The sequence below is a fragment of the Labrys okinawensis genome, from assembly GCF_002982075.1.
Taxonomy (GTDB): domain Bacteria; phylum Pseudomonadota; class Alphaproteobacteria; order Rhizobiales; family Labraceae; genus Labrys; species Labrys okinawensis_A.
On record NZ_PUEJ01000006.1, the window covers coordinates 389,539 to 404,267 of the forward strand.

Below are 14,729 nucleotides of genomic sequence, written 5' to 3' on the forward strand. Positions count from 1 at the left end.
ATGCGATTTCTCCGAATCGCGCTTCTCGCCGCCTCGTCGTGGCGGCCCCTCACGCGCTCCGCGCCGCCCCCGCGCTGAGATCGGCCCAGTCGAACTCTTCCTCCAGGACGTAATAGGCGTCGTCGCCGATCGCCCCCTCGCGCCGCAATTCGTTCGTCTTGAGCCGGGCGGCGGCGATCGCCCGCCGCCTGAGCGGATTGCCGGGCAGGTCGCCGATCTCCCCCTGCAACGGGCTTGCCTCGCTGAGCTCCACCACCGCCCCATATTCCTTGCACAGCAGCTTGGCATGCTTGGACTCGTCGTTCTTGATCGCCTCGATCGCGGCGCGATAGGCCTCCGTGCGGGCCCATTTCACCTCCTGGCCGACCGGATCGCCGTCGCGCAGATTCATCCAGCGGATCAGCGGCTTGAGCGTGAGGCCCTGCAGGACGAGCGTGCCGAACACCACGCAGAAGGCGGTGAACAGGATGAGGTCGCGATAAGGAAACGGCGTGCCGTCGGCCAGGTGTTCGGGCAAGGCGAAGGCGGCGGCCAGGGTGACGATGCCGCGCATGCCGGCCCAGGAGATGACGATGCCGCCGCGCGCCGTCGGCCGTGCCATCGGCCGGGGCGGATGGAAGCCATAGCGGGAAATCTTGAAGCGGACGGCGGTGTTGTAGGTCATCACCCAGAGAAAACGCACCACGATGACCGTGGCCAGCACGGCCAGGGCGACGGCGCCATATTGGAGGCGCAGCCCCATGTCGAGCCGTTCCCAGATCGGGCGCAATTGCAGGCCGATCAGCACGAAGGCGAAGGCGTTCAGCATGAACACCACCGTCTCCCAAACCGCATAGACGGGCACGCGCAGCCGCGCCGGCATGGGGGCATCGCGCCGGCGGGCGATGGTCATGGCGTAGCAGACGATGGTGAGGATGCCGGACAGCCCCGCCGCTTCCGCCACGATCCAGACGCCGAAGGTGGTGGCGAACTGCACGATGACGGCGGTCGGCGCCTCGTCGAACCGCCCGATCACATAGGGAAAGGCCAGGCCCATGGCGATGCCCGCGGCAACAGAGCCGAACACCGTGATGAAGAAGGCCGGGCCGAGGCTGCCGAGGGTGATGCCGCCCGAAACCATGGCGATCACGGCGAGGCGATAGATCAGCAGGGCGCTGGCATCGTTGAGCAGGCTCTCGCCCTCGAGGATCTTGGTCAGGCGATGCGGCAGCTTGACCTGCCGGACGATCGCCGTGGCGGCGGCCGCATCCGGCGGCGCCACGATGGCGCCGAGCGCGATCGCGGCCGCCCAGGGCATGGCAGGCACCAGCCAGCGCGCGACCAGGGCGACGGCAAGCGTGGTGACGCCGACCGCGATCACGACGAGATTGGCGACCGGCACCCAATTGTCGCGCAGGTCCCGCAGCGACGTGTCATAGGCGGCATCCAGCAGTACGGGCGCCACGAACAGGGTCAGAGCCAGATGCGGATCCAGCGTCCATTCCGGGCTGTTGGGCAGGAAGGCGAGGCAGGCGCCGCCAATGGCGAGGAAGGTGGGATAGGGGGCGCCGAGGCGCCGGGCGAGGGTCGACAGCAAGGCCGCACCCAGCAACAGCAGAATGATCCACTCGAAGGTTTCCATCGCGACCTCGACATCGTCTCCCGGTTGCATCCGGCAGTTTGCCGAAAGCGTCAAGAGGACGACACGCACCGGCCTGTGGCCAGCCGGAAGTTCCGCCCGGGCAGGTGGGTCCAATCGCCATTCCTGTCATGGAGGGGACTTGCTCCCCCGAGGCGGCGCCAACGATGCGGACCGCCCGGAAAGAAGAGGATGGGGGTCCCCGGTTCCGCCAGGCACAGGTCGATTCGCCGGAGGCCCTGCCTTCTCGCCGAGCTAGGGCCGCAAATAGAGCCAGCCCTCGCTTTGGAGTTCGGCCAGCAGGACCACCCCGCCCTTCTCCGCCACCACAAAGCCCGGCAGCAGGTCGGAGAGGCCGAGTTTCATGCCGTCCATGGTGTGCCGGCAGGCGTGGAAGGCAACACCCTCCTGTACGAGCCGGCCGAAGCGCGTCTTGAAATCCGCATTGCCACTATCCGCGCGGAAGGCCCGCAGGGCCGGGCCATGCACCACCACGGCGAGCTTCACGCCATCGGGGCCGCCCATGCCATCGACATGGTTGCGCAGATTGCCAAGGACGAAACCCGCCTTCTCCAGATCGGCGAGGTGATAGGCGACGCGTGGCACCGGCTTGGCCTCGGCCGCAAGCGGGGCGCCGGAGCCTGCAACCAGAACGGCCGGACCACCTGCCAGCATGGCCCTCACCGCGGTTCTACGATCCATCGGGGCCTCCTGCGGAGCGCGGACTGCCAGTCCGCTCTCCTTTTCGTCAAAGCCGCTCATTGGCCCCGGCGCAGCATCGCCTTCTCGTCCTCGTCCCCGACCAGGGACAGGCAGTCGGTCAGCGCGGTGCGATCGAGCCGGAACAGCTTGTCGTCGGTGCCGAAGCGCTTGCGTTCGTCGCTGTCCTCGCTGTCGCTGCCGGCCTTCCAGATGCGCGCGCCGTCGGGAATGGCGACGAGGACGGATTTATCGTCCTTGAGCCTGATGTCGATGGCGCCGCCATCGCAATCGACGCTGCAATGGGCGACGTTGGCCTTGGCTGCCGGCGCGCCCGAGGGGCCGATGGAACCGCAGCCGCCGAACGTCTCGAAATGCGTGCCGGCCTTGCGGAAAGTGACGCCCAGCGCGAGCGTATAGCCGGGATCGGCCCCCTCTTCCGCCGAACCCGCGACCAGCAGCGTCATGGTGCGCACGTTCTGCTGCGGATGACGGCCGAGATGCGGCGCGTCATAGGCCCGCCGGTAGCAGGCATGAATCTTGTCCTTGCCGATGACCCGGCCGAAGACCTGACGCTGGAAGGCTTCGTCCGGCGCCGAGCCGGCCGACCGGGCGGGCGGCGCCTCAGCCGCCATCAGGATGAGCGCAGCTTGCGCCAGCAGAACACGCATCAGCAAATGACGTTTCATGCGGCCCTCCGGACGACGATGCGCAGTTCGGAACATTCTACAACAGTGCGGGCGCGCTGTCCGTGCGCCCGCCCGCTGTCAGCCATTGATCGGAAAGCGCACCACCCGGCTCGGCTCTTCCTCTCCCGTGCCGGGATCGTCCGGCACCGGATGGGACGGCACCACCGGCATGGGCGGCGGCGGGCGGCGCGGCGGCGGCTTCAACGGCTCGGGCTTGGGCGGCTCGGGCGACAGGACCTCGACCTTGGCGGGTTCGACCTTGGGCGGTTCGACCTTGACCGGCTCGATCCTGACGGGTTCGGCCTTGGCCGGTTCCACCGCGGCTGGCGGCACTTCGGCGACGGGTTCCATCGGCGCCTGCATTGCCGGCGGCGTCTCCACCGGCTTGGCATGCGCTCCGACCAGCTTGGGCTGTTCGGGTTCGTCGACATCGGCCAGCACATCGTCGGCATAGGAGGCCGCCGGCGCGCCGAGGCGCTCGACCGGCGTCTTCCACTCGAAGGCGTCGATCCGGCCGGTAACGGGCGACACCGGCAGCCAGACGTCGGAGACCACGCCGTCGGCGGTCCAGACCGGATCGCGCGGGGCCCGCACGGCGCGCGACAGCCATTCGCGCACCTTGCCGGTGGCGCCGTGCTCGGCCTCCTCGATATCGGCCATCAGCAGGCAGACGCGCTCGGTGGCACCCGACGCCAGCAAGGGTGCCAGCGCCGAGCGGGCAACCGCAAAGTCACGGGCGGACAGGGCGGCGCGCGCCAGCGCGATCGCCGCCTCCGGATTGCCGGCCATCTGGGCGGCGAGGGTCTGGACGCGCGCGTAGCGGTCGCGGGCCGAATCGCCGAGCCGGACATTGGTATAGGCCTCGGCGATGTCGGGATGGGGCTGCAGGCGCCAGGCCGTCTCCAGCACCTTGGACGCCTTGCGGATATCGTTGCTTTCGGAGAGCAGCTTGGCCGCCAGCACAGCGGCGGGCACCAGCCCCGGAGCGAGCTTGAGCGCTTCGAGCGCGCTCGCCTTGGCGCCGGCACGATCGCGCTCGGCCTGCTCGATCGCCTGGGCGGTCAGCAGCACGGCGCGGTGGCGCTTGGCCGTTTCCTTGTCGATCAGGCGATGATTGGCGTTGCGGGCCAGGGTCGAGAGCGCGCCGCTCCAGTCCTTCTCGATCGACTGGAATTCGAGCAGGGCGGTCCCGGCCCAGGGCAGGGTCGGCGAGGTCTTCACCGCCTCCGCGGCGAGCTGACGGGCGGCATGGGCATCGCCGCGGCGCCGGGCCTCGACGAACAGGCCACGCAGGCCCAGCGGCTTGGTCTCGGCCTCCGAGAGCATGGCGCGGAAGGCGGCCTCGGCGCCGGCGCGATCGCCCGAAAGCTGCGAGGCCTGCGCCCGCAGGAGCAGGGCGAGAGGCTCGGAGCCGAGGATGCGCTCGGCATCGGAGGCCTGGCGCTGGGCCCGGCGAACATCGCCCGAGCCGACGGCGATCATACCCTGCGTCACCGCGTTGAAACCCTTGGAACGGCGGCGGGTGCGGAAATAGCCTGCGACATTGGCGGGCGAGCGCAGCAGCCAGCGCAGGAAACCGATGACGGCCATCAGTGCGCCGACCAGCACCAGCACGGCGACGGCGGCCCAGACCAGCTTCACCTTATAGGTGACCTGCCCCACAGTCAGGGCGACATCACCCGGCCGGCCGGCCAGCAGATAGAGCCCGTAGGCCGCGAGAGCGAGAATGAGAACGGTGACGAGAGCCCGGATCATCGACGCCTCACGGTTGAGAGAATTTCTGCAGGGCGGCGCCGGTCTGCGCCTTGATCAAGGCCAGGGCTTCCGCAGTCGCCGAAGCCTCCCTCAGCCAGGCCGCGCCGGCCTGCTGGCCGGCCTCCGGCATCGCCTTGAAGGCCGCGATGGCCGCCGGCAGATCGCCCTGGTGCAAGGCCTTCGAGACCTTTTCGGCCGAGGCGACCGGATCGCCGTCCCCGCCTTCGCCCTCGCGCGTGACGGTGACGATATTGCCGAGGCTGGCGGTGATGCGGTCCATCACGCCCGCGTCGGGCGACAGCGGCTCGGGCTTGGGCGCGAGCGCTGCCTCGATCTTCGGCTTCAGCGCGTCATAGCTGGAGGCCAGGGCTTCGACCGAGGGCACCCCCGCTGAGGCCCGGCTCGCCAGCGGCGCCAGCGCTTCGGCATTGCCGCCGAGGCCGGTCGCCGTCTGCAATTCGGTGGCGAAGGGTTTGCCGCTGCGGATGGCATCGCTGAGTTGGCCGAGCGCCACGGCATAGGCGGCCGCCTTGTCCGGCGTGGCGCTCACCGTCTGCTTGACCTGCGCGACCTCCTGCGAAAGGCCGTTGGCGGCGGTGCCGACCTGGCGCAGGCTCTCGCCGAGGGTGGCGATCTCGCCTTCGGCCTTGGCGAGGCGTTCGGTCAGGCCCGAAATGTCGGGGCCGGGAGATGGGGACGCCGGCGCGGACGAGCCGGCGGCGCTCGCCGCCTTCTGGGCCTCGCCCGCGAGAGAGAGGGCATTGTTTGCCGCTTCCTGCGTCGTCTTGACGCCGGCTTCGAGAGCGGCGAGGCGGCTGAGCGCCTCGTCCGTGCTCTTTCTGGCGGCAGCGGCGTCCTGCTCGGCAATGGCGAGCCGGGAGGCCAGTCCGTCATCACCGCCGCTCTTGCCGAGCGGGACGAGGCCGAGGGCGCCGGCCAGCACCACCAGCACGCCACCGGCGATACCGCCTATCAGCGCCGCAGCGAGGACCGGCAGGCCCGAGCGTGGCGGCGAGGGCACGGGTGGGGGCGAAATTTCGGGGTCATGCCGGGGCGGGGGAGCGGCAGCCTCCGGTCCGGCGGCAGCCTCGGTGCGCGGCGCATCGCTGCCGGCCTGTTCGCCATCGGCGGAGGCACGCGCCCAGATGGACGGGCCCGTCGTCTCCCCCGCTTCTGCGGCGCTGGCGAAGCCGGTCTCGCCGGCCTTCGGCGTTTCGGCGGCGACGGACTGCGCCTCGGCGGCAGAGTCGGGCGTTACGGCGGGCGCTTCCTCGCCGGCGGCCTGCGGAGGCGGCGGTGTCGACGCTGCCGGCGATTCGGTGACTTCCGTGGCGCTCAAATCCAACGTCGCGGGGCCGAGGCCTGCGCTTTTCTGCTTTTTCGGCCTGCCTTGCGTGCTGTCTTCCCGTGCCATGCGACCCCCATGGAGACCCCCAACAGGCCCAGCCTATAACATGAAAACCCGACAAGCCAATTTGCCCGAACCGAAGCGGGCTAAACCGTGTCCGGCGTCACGGCGCCCGGAAACGGTGGGCCTCGGCGATCTGGAATCATCCTAGATCAAGGCCAGCAGCGCGTCCTCCTCCGGACGCTCCGGAAAGACGACCTCGGCGGCGCGGGTGGCCGACATCACCTCGGCCACCTTGCGCGACAGGCACAGATGCCGCACCGGCAGCTGCGCCACGGCCTCGGCTCCGCCGGCGCAGGCGATGAAGGCTTCCGCCGTACGCGCCGAATAATGCAGCACGCCATCGATCTCCCCGCCAGACAGAGCGGCCGCGACCTCCGGCCGGAACCCCATCGCCTGATGCGCCCTGTAGACGACGGCGAGCTCGATGCGGTGTCCCATCGCTCCCAGGGTCTCGACGAGATCGCCGGTCCGGTCGGCCCCCGCCAGATAGAGGGCCCGGTGAGGTTCGCGCCAAGCCTGGCGGACATGGGCGATCAGGCTTGCGACGTCGCGACCGAAGATCTCGACGTCCATAAAGCCCATGGCGCGGGCGGCGGCCCCGGTGCGGCGGCCCACCGCGATCAGGGGCGTGGCGGTGAGCCCATGGAATTCCGGCCGCTGGTGGACAGCGGCCAGGGCATTGCCGCTGGTGACGATGAGGGCATCGAACCGCCCCGCCGGCAGGGCATCACCGCCGAACACGATCTCCAGCATCGGCTCGACCAGCGGTTCGTGGCCGAGCCGCACGAGGGCCTGCGCCGTCTGCCTTGCTTCCTCGATCGGCCGGGTGACGAGTATGCGCGCCATGTCAGTCTCTCCGCCGAAAACTCACCGCCCGCGCCATCCATGCGGCAGGATGAGGCATTCCGGCAGGCGCCGCGGCCCGCCCGCCGCGGGCAATCCTAACGCTCACACACGCCGCGGCCGTCAGCTGGCAAAGAACCCCTCACCTCCCCGGGCGCGCAGTTCCTCGCCGGCCGAGCGTCCGAGCGCCTCGGCCTCTTCGACGCCGCCGCTGCGCCGGGCTTCGTGCACCTCGCTGCCGTCCGGCTTGAGAATGAGGCCGCGAAAGCGGATGGCGTCCCCCTCCACCAGGGCGTGGCCGGCGATCGGGGTGCGGCAGGAGCCGTCCAGCACGGTGAGGAACGCCCGCTCCAGCGCCACGGCGAGATGGGTGTCGCGATGGTCGATGCCGGCGACATGACGGTTGGTTTCGCCATCGTCAGCCCGGGTCTCCAGGCAGATCGCACCCTGGCCGACGGCAGGCAGGAAGTCTTCCTCGGACAGGATGGCGCTGGCATGGGCGAGGAGGCCGAGACGCTTCAGGCCGGCCACGGCCAGCAGCGTGGCATCGGCCTGCCCTTCAGCGAGCTTGCGCAGGCGCGTCTCGACATTGCCGCGGAACAGCACTGTCTTGAGATCGGGCCTGAGATGCTTGACCTGGGCCTGGCGCCGCAGCGCCGCCGTGCCGACCACGGCGCCCTGCGGCAGTTCGGCGAAGGAGGCGATGCCGGGCGCGATCAGCGCATCGCGAACATCCTCGCGCTCCAGAAAGCCCGCCAGCACGAGGCCGTCTGGCAGCACGGTCGGCATGTCCTTGCAAGAATGCACGCCGATATCGACCTCGCCGTCTTCCAGCGCCCGCTCGATCTCCTTGGTGAACAGCCCCTTGCCGCCCACTTCCGACAGCGGCCGGTCACGGATCATGTCCCCGGAGGTCTTGATCACCCGGATTTCGATACGCTCGGGCGCGATCTCCAGGAGACCGGCCAGCAAGGCCTGCGTCTGCCGGGCCTGCGCCAATGCAAGCGGACTGCCTCGCGTGCCGAGGCGCAACAGAATGGACACGATCGATATTTTTCCCAAAAAGCTCGCGGCTGCTTAGCGCCGGAGGTCGGGGGAGTCAAAGACGAGCTTATGGGGACGATCACAAGCCCGCGGGACAATGGGCGATTTGCCCTGGACATCGTTCGGCGCATCGACGTCCGGAAGAGCCGCAGCAGATGTCTGCGCTCAGAGCGTTTTCCAGAAAAGTCGATCGACTCCTTGATTAAGAAAACGCGTTAAAACAACGAGTTGAAAGTGCGATTTAGAGAAGTCGTAATTCGCTCTAGTGCCGCACCGGGGGTTCGCTCCCGGTGGTGGCGAGCCAGAGGCCGAGGGCGGTATGCAGGGCCTCGGCGGCTTCGGGCGAGAGGGGCACCTTCAGGACGGCGTCCCCGTCGAAATGGAATTCGGCCAGCACGAAGCCGCCGCTGGGAGGCGAGGCGAGGCGCAGCAGGCTGGTCAATACCGGCGCTTCGATCGCTCCGCTCTTGCCGTCGAGGTCATCGATATCATCCATCATGTCGACCTACCTTGTTCCCTGGCCCAAGCGCGTTCTCGCGGCACTGTCGGTGTTCGGCGTGAGACACCGGCCCGCTCAGCGGGCCTGCATCACACGAAATTCGGCCTTGTCCAAGCCGCTCGCCCCGCTTCCGACCGCCTATTTCACTTAACCGGACCGGAAACAAAAAATTCAACAGAGCCATACAGTTAGCTTCTTGTACGGATTTATAACACTGCTTGTCGTTCCTTCGATAGAGCAAAATCGCCACAGTGGGCCGCAAATCGACTCGACCCTGCACTCCTCCGGCCGGCTGCCTCCGCAAAAAATCACTCGTCCAATGTCGGAAAGGCCCGTCGGCCCGCGTCCTTTGCGCGACAACCGGCGGGCAAAGAACAGCCCGCGCGGCTCGAAGTTCCACCGCCCTCATCCGTCGAGACAGGAGTGACGAACCATGGCGAAAGCCTCCATCCTGAAATCCCTGCTGGCCGTCCTCGTGATCGGCGCCGGCAGCCTTGCTGCCATTCCGGGTGCCGCGGCTGCCGCACAGACGGCGACGCCCGCGCAGGCGCCGGCCAAGAGCGGCCATGTCGAGACCGGCGGCGTGAATTATTACTACGAGGTGCGGGGCAGCGGCGAACCGCTTCTCCTGCTGCACGGCGGCCTCGGCTCCATCGACATGTTCCAGCCCGTCATGCCGGTGCTGGCCGCGCATCGCCAGATCATCGCCGTCGATCTCCAGGGCCATGGCCGCACGCCGCTCGGCCAGCGCCCGATCGATCTCAAGGCCATAGGCGACGATATGGGCCAGATCCTCGCCAAGCTCGGCTACGGCCAGGTCGACGTGCTGGGCTATTCGATGGGCGGCGGCGTCGCCTTCCAGCTCGCCGCCCAGCATCCCGACAAGGTGCGCCGGCTGGTGCTGGTCTCGGCAGGCTTTGCCCAGGACGGCTTCTATCCCGAGATGCTGCCGATGCAGGCCCAGGTCGGCGCCGGTATGGCCGAGATGATGAAGGCGACGCCGATGTACCAATCCTATGTCAGGGTCGCGCCCGCCCCCGCCGAGTTCCCGCGCCTGCTCGACGCCATGGGCGCGCTGATGCGCAAGCCCTATGACTGGTCGTCCGACGTGCCGAAGCTGACCATGCCGGTGATGCTGATCTTTGGCGACAGCGACATGTACCGCCCCGAGCATGTGATCAAATTCTACCAGCTTCTCGGCGGCGGCCTGCGCGATGCCGGCTGGCAGCGCGAGCACATGGCCAAGAACCGCCTCGCCATCCTGCCGGGCCGGACCCATTACGACATCTTCCTCTCGCCGCAGCTCACGGCGACCGCCCTGCCCTTCCTCGATGGCACAAACGAAACCGCCAATTGGAGCGACCAGACCGGCAAGTGATCGTTTGGGGTGCTCGCCCCGGGAGGGGCTTGAACGAAGCGGATTTGTTGCCGATTGTCCGGAACCTTTCCGCTTCGGAGCTTCCCCCATGCACGGACAACCTTCCCCCGTCATCGACCAGGCCCGCGCCGGACGTCTCGATGCCCTGATCGATGCCGCCATCGCCGAGGAGCGCATCGTCGGCACCGTGGTGCTGGTGGCCGAGGCGGGCGAGATCGTCTATCGCCGGGCCGCCGGCCACGCCGACCGCGAAGCCGGCATCCCGATCAGGGAGGACACCATCTTTCGCCTCGCCTCGGTGACCAAACCGATGGTGGCCGCCGCCGCCCTGGCGCTGGTCGAGGCCGGCCAGCTCAGGCTCGACGATCCTGTGACCCGCCACCTTCCGGCTTTCCGCCCCAGGCTCGCCGACGGCAGCGAACCGGTGATCACCGTGCGCCATCTCCTCAGCCACACAGCGGGCCTGCTTTATGACTACGATGCCGCCGCCGACATCTCCAGCGGTCTCGACCACCCCGGCCGCGGCATGGCGGAAAATCTCGACAAGATCGCGGCCCAGCCATTGGCCTTCGCGCCCGGCAGCGCCTGGCGCTACTCGGTGGCGATCGACGTGCTGGGCGGGCTGATGGAAAAGGCCGCCGGCAAGAGCCTGCCCGAGATCGTGGCCGAACGCATCACCGGACCGCTGGGCATGGCCGACACCGAATTCGTCGCCACCAAGCCTCATCGCCTGGCGACGCCTTATGCCGATGGCGAGCCCCGCCCGGTGCGCATGGGCGAGATCCAAAGGGTATGCCACAATGGCTGGTGGCTCACCTTCGTGCCGCAGCGGGCTTTCGACACCACCGCCTTCCCCTCCGGCGGCGCCGGCATGGTGGGCACCGCCGGCGATTTCCTCGCTTTCCTCGAAGCGGTCCGCAGCGGCGGGGCGCCGATTCTCTCGCCGGAAAGCCAACGCCTCCTGAGCGAGGATGCGATCCCCGATCTCGACATCGAGGACCCCGGTTGCGGCTTCAGCCTCGGCTGGTCGATCCTGCGCGATCCAGCCGCCGCCGGCATGCCCGGCTCGCCCGGATGCTGGCACTGGGGCGGCGTCTACGGCCACAGCTGGTTCGTGGACCCGGCACGCAGGCTTTCGGTGGTGATGTTCACCAACACGGCCGTGGCGGGGGTCGGCGGCGCCTATCCCGACGGCCTCCGCGCCGCCATTTACGGCTAAGGAGACGGCAGGTTTCAGAAAAATCGCACTTTGTGCCAGGAGGCCGGTCCCCTCGCCGCTATCGAAATGAGCGGTTGCCTCAACCTTTTGGGAGGGGGCCGGGGCGCGAGCCCCCCTATCCTTTCGGCGCGGCGATACCGCTCATTCCCAGCTAGTCGGCCCGGCGATCTAAGGGTACATCTTGGTTAACGGCAGTAACGCACCTGAAAGGCCAGTCGTGATAAGAAGTCCCGATACGCGGGACCGGTTCGATTGAGCCCCGGCAAGTATGGGAACCAACATGACTCGTGTTCTGGTAACTGGTGGCGCCGGCTATATCGGCAGCCACGCCTGCAAGGCCCTGGCTCTGGCAGGTTACGACCCCGTCGTCGTCGACAATCTTTCCCTGGGCCACGCCGACGCGGTGAAATGGGGGCCGCTGGAAGTCGGAGACATCCGCAACAGCGCCTTTCTCAACAAGGTGATCACCCAATACAAGCCCGAAGTGGTGATGCATTTCGCGGCCAGCTCGACGGTGGGCGAGTCGGTCGCCGATCCCGCCAAATATTATTCCAACAATGTCATGGGATCGTTGACCCTGCTCGAGGCCGTGCGCCTGAACGAGATCGAGACCTTCATCCTGTCCTCGACCTGCGCCACCTATGGTATTCCCACCTGCCTGCCGATCCTGGAAAACGCACCGCGCAACCCGATCAGCCCCTATGGGGCGACCAAGCTGGCGGTGGAGCATGCCCTGGCCGATTACGGCACCGCCTACGGCCTGAAATGGGCTGCGATGCGCTATTTCAATGCCGCCGGCGCGGACCTCGACGGCGAGCTGGGCGAAAGGCACGAGCCGGAAACCCATGTCATTCCGCTGGCCATCCAGGCCGCCCTCAGCCATCGGCCCGTCTTCAATGTGCTGGGCCGGGACTACCCCACGCCGGACGGCTCGGCAGTCCGCGACTATGTGCATGTCGCCGACATCGCCGACGCGCATGTGCGCGCCATCGACTATCTCAAGGCAGGCGGCGAAAGCTCGGCCTTCAATCTCGGCACCGGCATCGGCACCTCGGTGATCGAGATCCTCGAGGCGGTGCAGCGCTGCACCGGCCGCAAGCTCGACATCCGTTTCCAGCCGCGGCGGCCCGGCGACCCCGCCAGCCTCTATGCCGCCGCCACCAAGGCCGCCGAATTGCTGGGCTGGCATCCCCAGCACCGCGAGATCGACACCATCGTGGGCAGCGCCGTCTCCTGGTTCCGGCACAATCTGGCGGCCTGAGCCGGCTCTGGTAATACCGGACTCGCTCGATAGGGTAGCGTTGTGCCGCCCCTCACCCTTACCCTCGCCCCGTATCACGGGGAGCGGGTAAGGGTGAGGGGCGGCACAACCTCGCCGAAGAGCGCAGAAACACTTCGCAACCTTGCCGCCCGGCTAGAGCAAAGTGAGATCTAACTCTTTGTTTTGATACGCTTTCTTAATCGAAAAGTCTATCGACTTTTCTGGAAAATGCTCTAGGCCTTGAACCGATCCGTGGCGGCCAGGCGCTGCGTCAGGGGCCTCGCTTCCGGCCATTGATAGATCTCGGCGCGAAGGAATTTCAATTCCGCCTCCGCATCCGCCTCGTCGACCTCGGTCCACCAGCTCTTGGGCTGGCCGTTGCTGCCGTCGTTCCAGCGATAGCCGCGCGCCTTGAGTCGCTCCTTCATGTCGAAGGGACTGTTGGTCGCCCAAATTCGGATACGGGCGCGTTCCGACGCCTTGAGGAGCTCGGCGAACGGCGCGGTCCCGCCCGGCCCGTTTGGGCGTGCGAGCACCTCCAGCAACGCATGGCAATCGTCGACGGCCCGATGCCCGTTGTGGAAATAGCCCGACTGCCCCAGGAGATAGCCGAGCTTTGTGCCCTCGAAGCCACGGTCGGACCAGGCAATCTCCACATTCGAGCAGGCCCAGGGCTTGGGTGCGAAGCCCGGCGTGAAACGCTCGCAGAAGGGACGATCGAACCGCGCATTATGGGCAATGACCAGGTCCGCGGGCTCGATGAAAGCTTCGACCTCCGCCGTCGAGATCGTCTTGCCCGCCACCATGGCGTCGGTGATGCCGGTCAGCCTGGTGATCTCGGGCGGGATTGGTTCCCTGGGCTGGCGCAGGGCATTGAAGATGCCGACGACGTCGCCGACCTGCCCGGCGGGATCATAGGTGACCGCCACCATGCCGAGCTCGATGATCTCGTTCTTTTCGTGGTCGAGGCCGGTCGTCTCGGTATCGACGATCACCGCCAGGCACGGAAACCGGCTCTTGTCCCGCGGAACGATGGAGCGGGGCTCCAGCCTGCGCAGGATACGGTAACGGCCGGTGGCTTCGAGCATGCTCACCAGGGCGGCCTCGTCGAGCACCTCATGCCGGCGGGCCGGTGCCGGAGCGGCGCGCTTGGCCCGGGCCGGCTGCCTTTCCGGAAGCGCCTCGGTCCGAAACATGTCGAATTGTTCGCCCATGTTTCCCCCTTTCTCGCCGACTCAATGATCCGGCAGTGGTGAAACGTTTAGCGTTTCGGGCAGCAGCCAGGCAAACCTTCGCCGGCGTTTTCCCCCGCAATGGCCGAAGATGCCGATCAGTCCTCCGGCGTGAAGCGCCTGCGATAATCGGCGGGCGTGACGCCGACATGCCGCATGAAGGCCCGGCGCAGCACATCGGCATTGGCGAATCCACACGCCGCCGCTACCTGTTTGGGCGGGCTTCGACCTGTCTCCAGCAGGCGCCGGGCCGCGGAGACGCGCGCCGCCTCAACCCAACTCGCCGGCGTCACGCCGACCTCCATGGCGAAGAGCCGGGCGAAGTGACGCGGGCTCAGATTGAGGCGCCTGGCCATGCTGGCGATGCTGTGGCGCTCGGCAGGATTGGCGGCCACCCAGCGCTGGAGCTCCTGCAGCGCCGAGCGTCCTGCGGGAAGGGCTTCCTCGCGGCGGCTGAACTGCATCTGGCCGCCGGGACGCTTGAAGAACATCACCAGTTGCGCAGCGACGCGCATGGCGATTTCCCGTCCCAGATCCTCCTCGACCAGGGCCAGGGCAAGGTCGAGCCCGGCCGTCACGCCGGCCGCGGTGCGCAGCCGCCCGTCGCGGACATGGATGGCGTCGGGCTCCACGGCAATGTCGGGATAGGCCCGGGCCAGACGATCCGCCACGGCCCAATGGGTGGCTACGCGCCGGCCCGCCAGCAACCCGGCAGCGGCCAAGACGAAGGCTCCGGCGCAGACCGACCCATAGCGCCGCGTCGTGGCAGCCATCCGCTTCAGCCAGGCGAGCACGGCGGCATCGGGCACGGTCACCGCTGCGTTGGGGCTGCCGGCAACGAGAAGCGTATCGACGGGCTCGCCGCCATCCGCCCCGATCACGATGTCCGGCAGCAGGCGGGCACCCGAGGAACTGCGGATCGCTTCATCGCTTCTCGATGCGACAAGAAGGCGATAGACCTCCCGGCCGGCCTGCGTATTGGCCTCGGCAAAGACGTCCATCGGCCCGGATACGTCGAGCAGCTGGACGCCCTGCAGGGCCAGTATCGCAATGGTCTTGGTCTCGTCCCCAGACATCGGCA

13 protein-coding genes are annotated in these 14,729 nt (G+C 67.9%); 3 read left to right on the forward strand and 10 right to left on the reverse strand.

Annotated features, from left to right (window positions below):
* Positions 1-49: 49 nt before the first annotated feature.
* From C5L14_RS18815 to C5L14_RS18850, 8 genes are all read right to left on the reverse strand, one after another.
* Positions 50-1,621, reverse strand: coding sequence for a Na+/H+ antiporter (locus C5L14_RS18815; protein WP_105863669.1), 1,572 nt, complete (start codon positions 1,619-1,621; stop codon positions 50-52).
* Positions 1,622-1,873: 252 nt separating this feature from the next.
* Positions 1,874-2,320: a DsrE family protein gene (locus C5L14_RS18820; RefSeq protein ID WP_105863670.1), complete on the reverse strand. Its 447-nt coding sequence runs from the start codon at positions 2,318-2,320 to the stop codon at positions 1,874-1,876.
* Between the two features lie 56 nt (positions 2,321-2,376).
* Positions 2,377-3,006, reverse strand: coding sequence for a hypothetical protein (locus tag C5L14_RS18825; protein ID WP_146126952.1), 630 nt, complete (start codon positions 3,004-3,006; stop codon positions 2,377-2,379).
* A gap of 78 nt (positions 3,007-3,084) precedes the next feature.
* Positions 3,085-4,761 carry a heme biosynthesis protein HemY gene (locus tag C5L14_RS18830; protein WP_105863583.1) on the reverse strand — a complete coding sequence of 559 codons (1,677 nt, stop codon included), beginning with the start codon at positions 4,759-4,761 and terminating at the stop codon, positions 3,085-3,087.
* Positions 4,762-4,768: 7 nt separating this feature from the next.
* Positions 4,769-6,100 carry a COG4223 family protein gene (locus C5L14_RS18835; RefSeq protein WP_146126953.1) on the reverse strand — a complete coding sequence of 444 codons (1,332 nt, stop codon included), beginning with the start codon at positions 6,098-6,100 and terminating at the stop codon, positions 4,769-4,771.
* 216 nt (positions 6,101-6,316) lie between these two features.
* On the reverse strand, positions 6,317-7,018 hold the full coding sequence (locus tag C5L14_RS18840; RefSeq protein ID WP_105863585.1) for a uroporphyrinogen-III synthase: 702 nt from the start codon (positions 7,016-7,018) through the stop codon (positions 6,317-6,319).
* A gap of 120 nt (positions 7,019-7,138) precedes the next feature.
* Positions 7,139-8,062, reverse strand: coding sequence for a hydroxymethylbilane synthase (gene hemC / locus C5L14_RS18845; protein WP_105863671.1), 924 nt, complete (start codon positions 8,060-8,062; stop codon positions 7,139-7,141).
* Between the two features lie 259 nt (positions 8,063-8,321).
* On the reverse strand, positions 8,322-8,558 hold the full coding sequence (locus tag C5L14_RS18850) for a hypothetical protein (protein ID WP_146126954.1): 237 nt from the start codon (positions 8,556-8,558) through the stop codon (positions 8,322-8,324).
* Between the two features lie 433 nt (positions 8,559-8,991).
* On the opposite strand from C5L14_RS18850, the gene C5L14_RS18855 reads away from it, so the two are divergent.
* The 3 genes from C5L14_RS18855 (at position 8,992) to galE (ending at position 12,416) form a co-directional block, all read left to right on the forward strand.
* The gene (locus C5L14_RS18855; protein ID WP_105863587.1) at positions 8,992-9,936 is read left to right on the forward strand and encodes an alpha/beta fold hydrolase; all 945 of its coding nucleotides are present in this window, start codon (positions 8,992-8,994) and stop codon (positions 9,934-9,936) included.
* A gap of 88 nt (positions 9,937-10,024) precedes the next feature.
* Complete coding sequence (locus C5L14_RS18860) at positions 10,025-11,155, forward strand: serine hydrolase domain-containing protein (RefSeq protein ID WP_105863588.1); 1,131 nt, start codon at positions 10,025-10,027, stop codon at positions 11,153-11,155.
* 280 nt (positions 11,156-11,435) lie between these two features.
* Entirely contained in the window at positions 11,436-12,416 is a 981-nt protein-coding gene (galE, locus tag C5L14_RS18865; RefSeq protein WP_105863672.1) for a UDP-glucose 4-epimerase GalE, read from the forward strand.
* A gap of 233 nt (positions 12,417-12,649) precedes the next feature.
* On the opposite strand, the gene C5L14_RS18870 is transcribed toward galE, so the two are convergent.
* Positions 12,650-13,630 (reverse strand): 3'-5' exonuclease, encoded by a 981-nt coding sequence (locus C5L14_RS18870; RefSeq protein WP_105863589.1) that lies wholly within the window; start codon positions 13,628-13,630, stop codon positions 12,650-12,652.
* A 116-nt stretch (positions 13,631-13,746) separates the two neighbouring features.
* Complete coding sequence (locus tag C5L14_RS18875; protein ID WP_210203258.1) at positions 13,747-14,724, reverse strand: GlxA family transcriptional regulator; 978 nt, start codon at positions 14,722-14,724, stop codon at positions 13,747-13,749.
* Positions 14,725-14,729: the final 5 nt, after the last annotated feature.

Bases quoted from the DNA above. Each gene is read 5' to 3' on its own strand.
- C5L14_RS18860 (WP_105863588.1), top strand. From the start codon at position 10,025: ATGCACGGACAACCTTCCCCCGTCATCGACCAGGCCCGCGCCGGACGT.
- galE (WP_105863672.1), top strand. From the start codon at position 11,436: ATGACTCGTGTTCTGGTAACTGGTGGCGCCGGCTATATCGGCAGCCAC.
- C5L14_RS18830 (WP_105863583.1), bottom strand. From the start codon at position 4,761: ATGATCCGGGCTCTCGTCACCGTTCTCATTCTCGCTCTCGCGGCCTAC.
- C5L14_RS18820 (WP_105863670.1), bottom strand. From the start codon at position 2,320: ATGGATCGTAGAACCGCGGTGAGGGCCATGCTGGCAGGTGGTCCGGCC.
- C5L14_RS18875 (WP_210203258.1), bottom strand. From the start codon at position 14,724: ATGTCTGGGGACGAGACCAAGACCATTGCGATACTGGCCCTGCAGGGC.
- C5L14_RS18850 (WP_146126954.1), bottom strand. From the start codon at position 8,558: ATGATGGATGATATCGATGACCTCGACGGCAAGAGCGGAGCGATCGAA.
- C5L14_RS18855 (WP_105863587.1), top strand. From the start codon at position 8,992: ATGGCGAAAGCCTCCATCCTGAAATCCCTGCTGGCCGTCCTCGTGATC.
- C5L14_RS18870 (WP_105863589.1), bottom strand. From the start codon at position 13,630: ATGGGCGAACAATTCGACATGTTTCGGACCGAGGCGCTTCCGGAAAGG.
- C5L14_RS18840 (WP_105863585.1), bottom strand. From the start codon at position 7,018: ATGGCGCGCATACTCGTCACCCGGCCGATCGAGGAAGCAAGGCAGACG.
- C5L14_RS18815 (WP_105863669.1), bottom strand. From the start codon at position 1,621: ATGGAAACCTTCGAGTGGATCATTCTGCTGTTGCTGGGTGCGGCCTTG.
- C5L14_RS18825 (WP_146126952.1), bottom strand. From the start codon at position 3,006: ATGAAACGTCATTTGCTGATGCGTGTTCTGCTGGCGCAAGCTGCGCTC.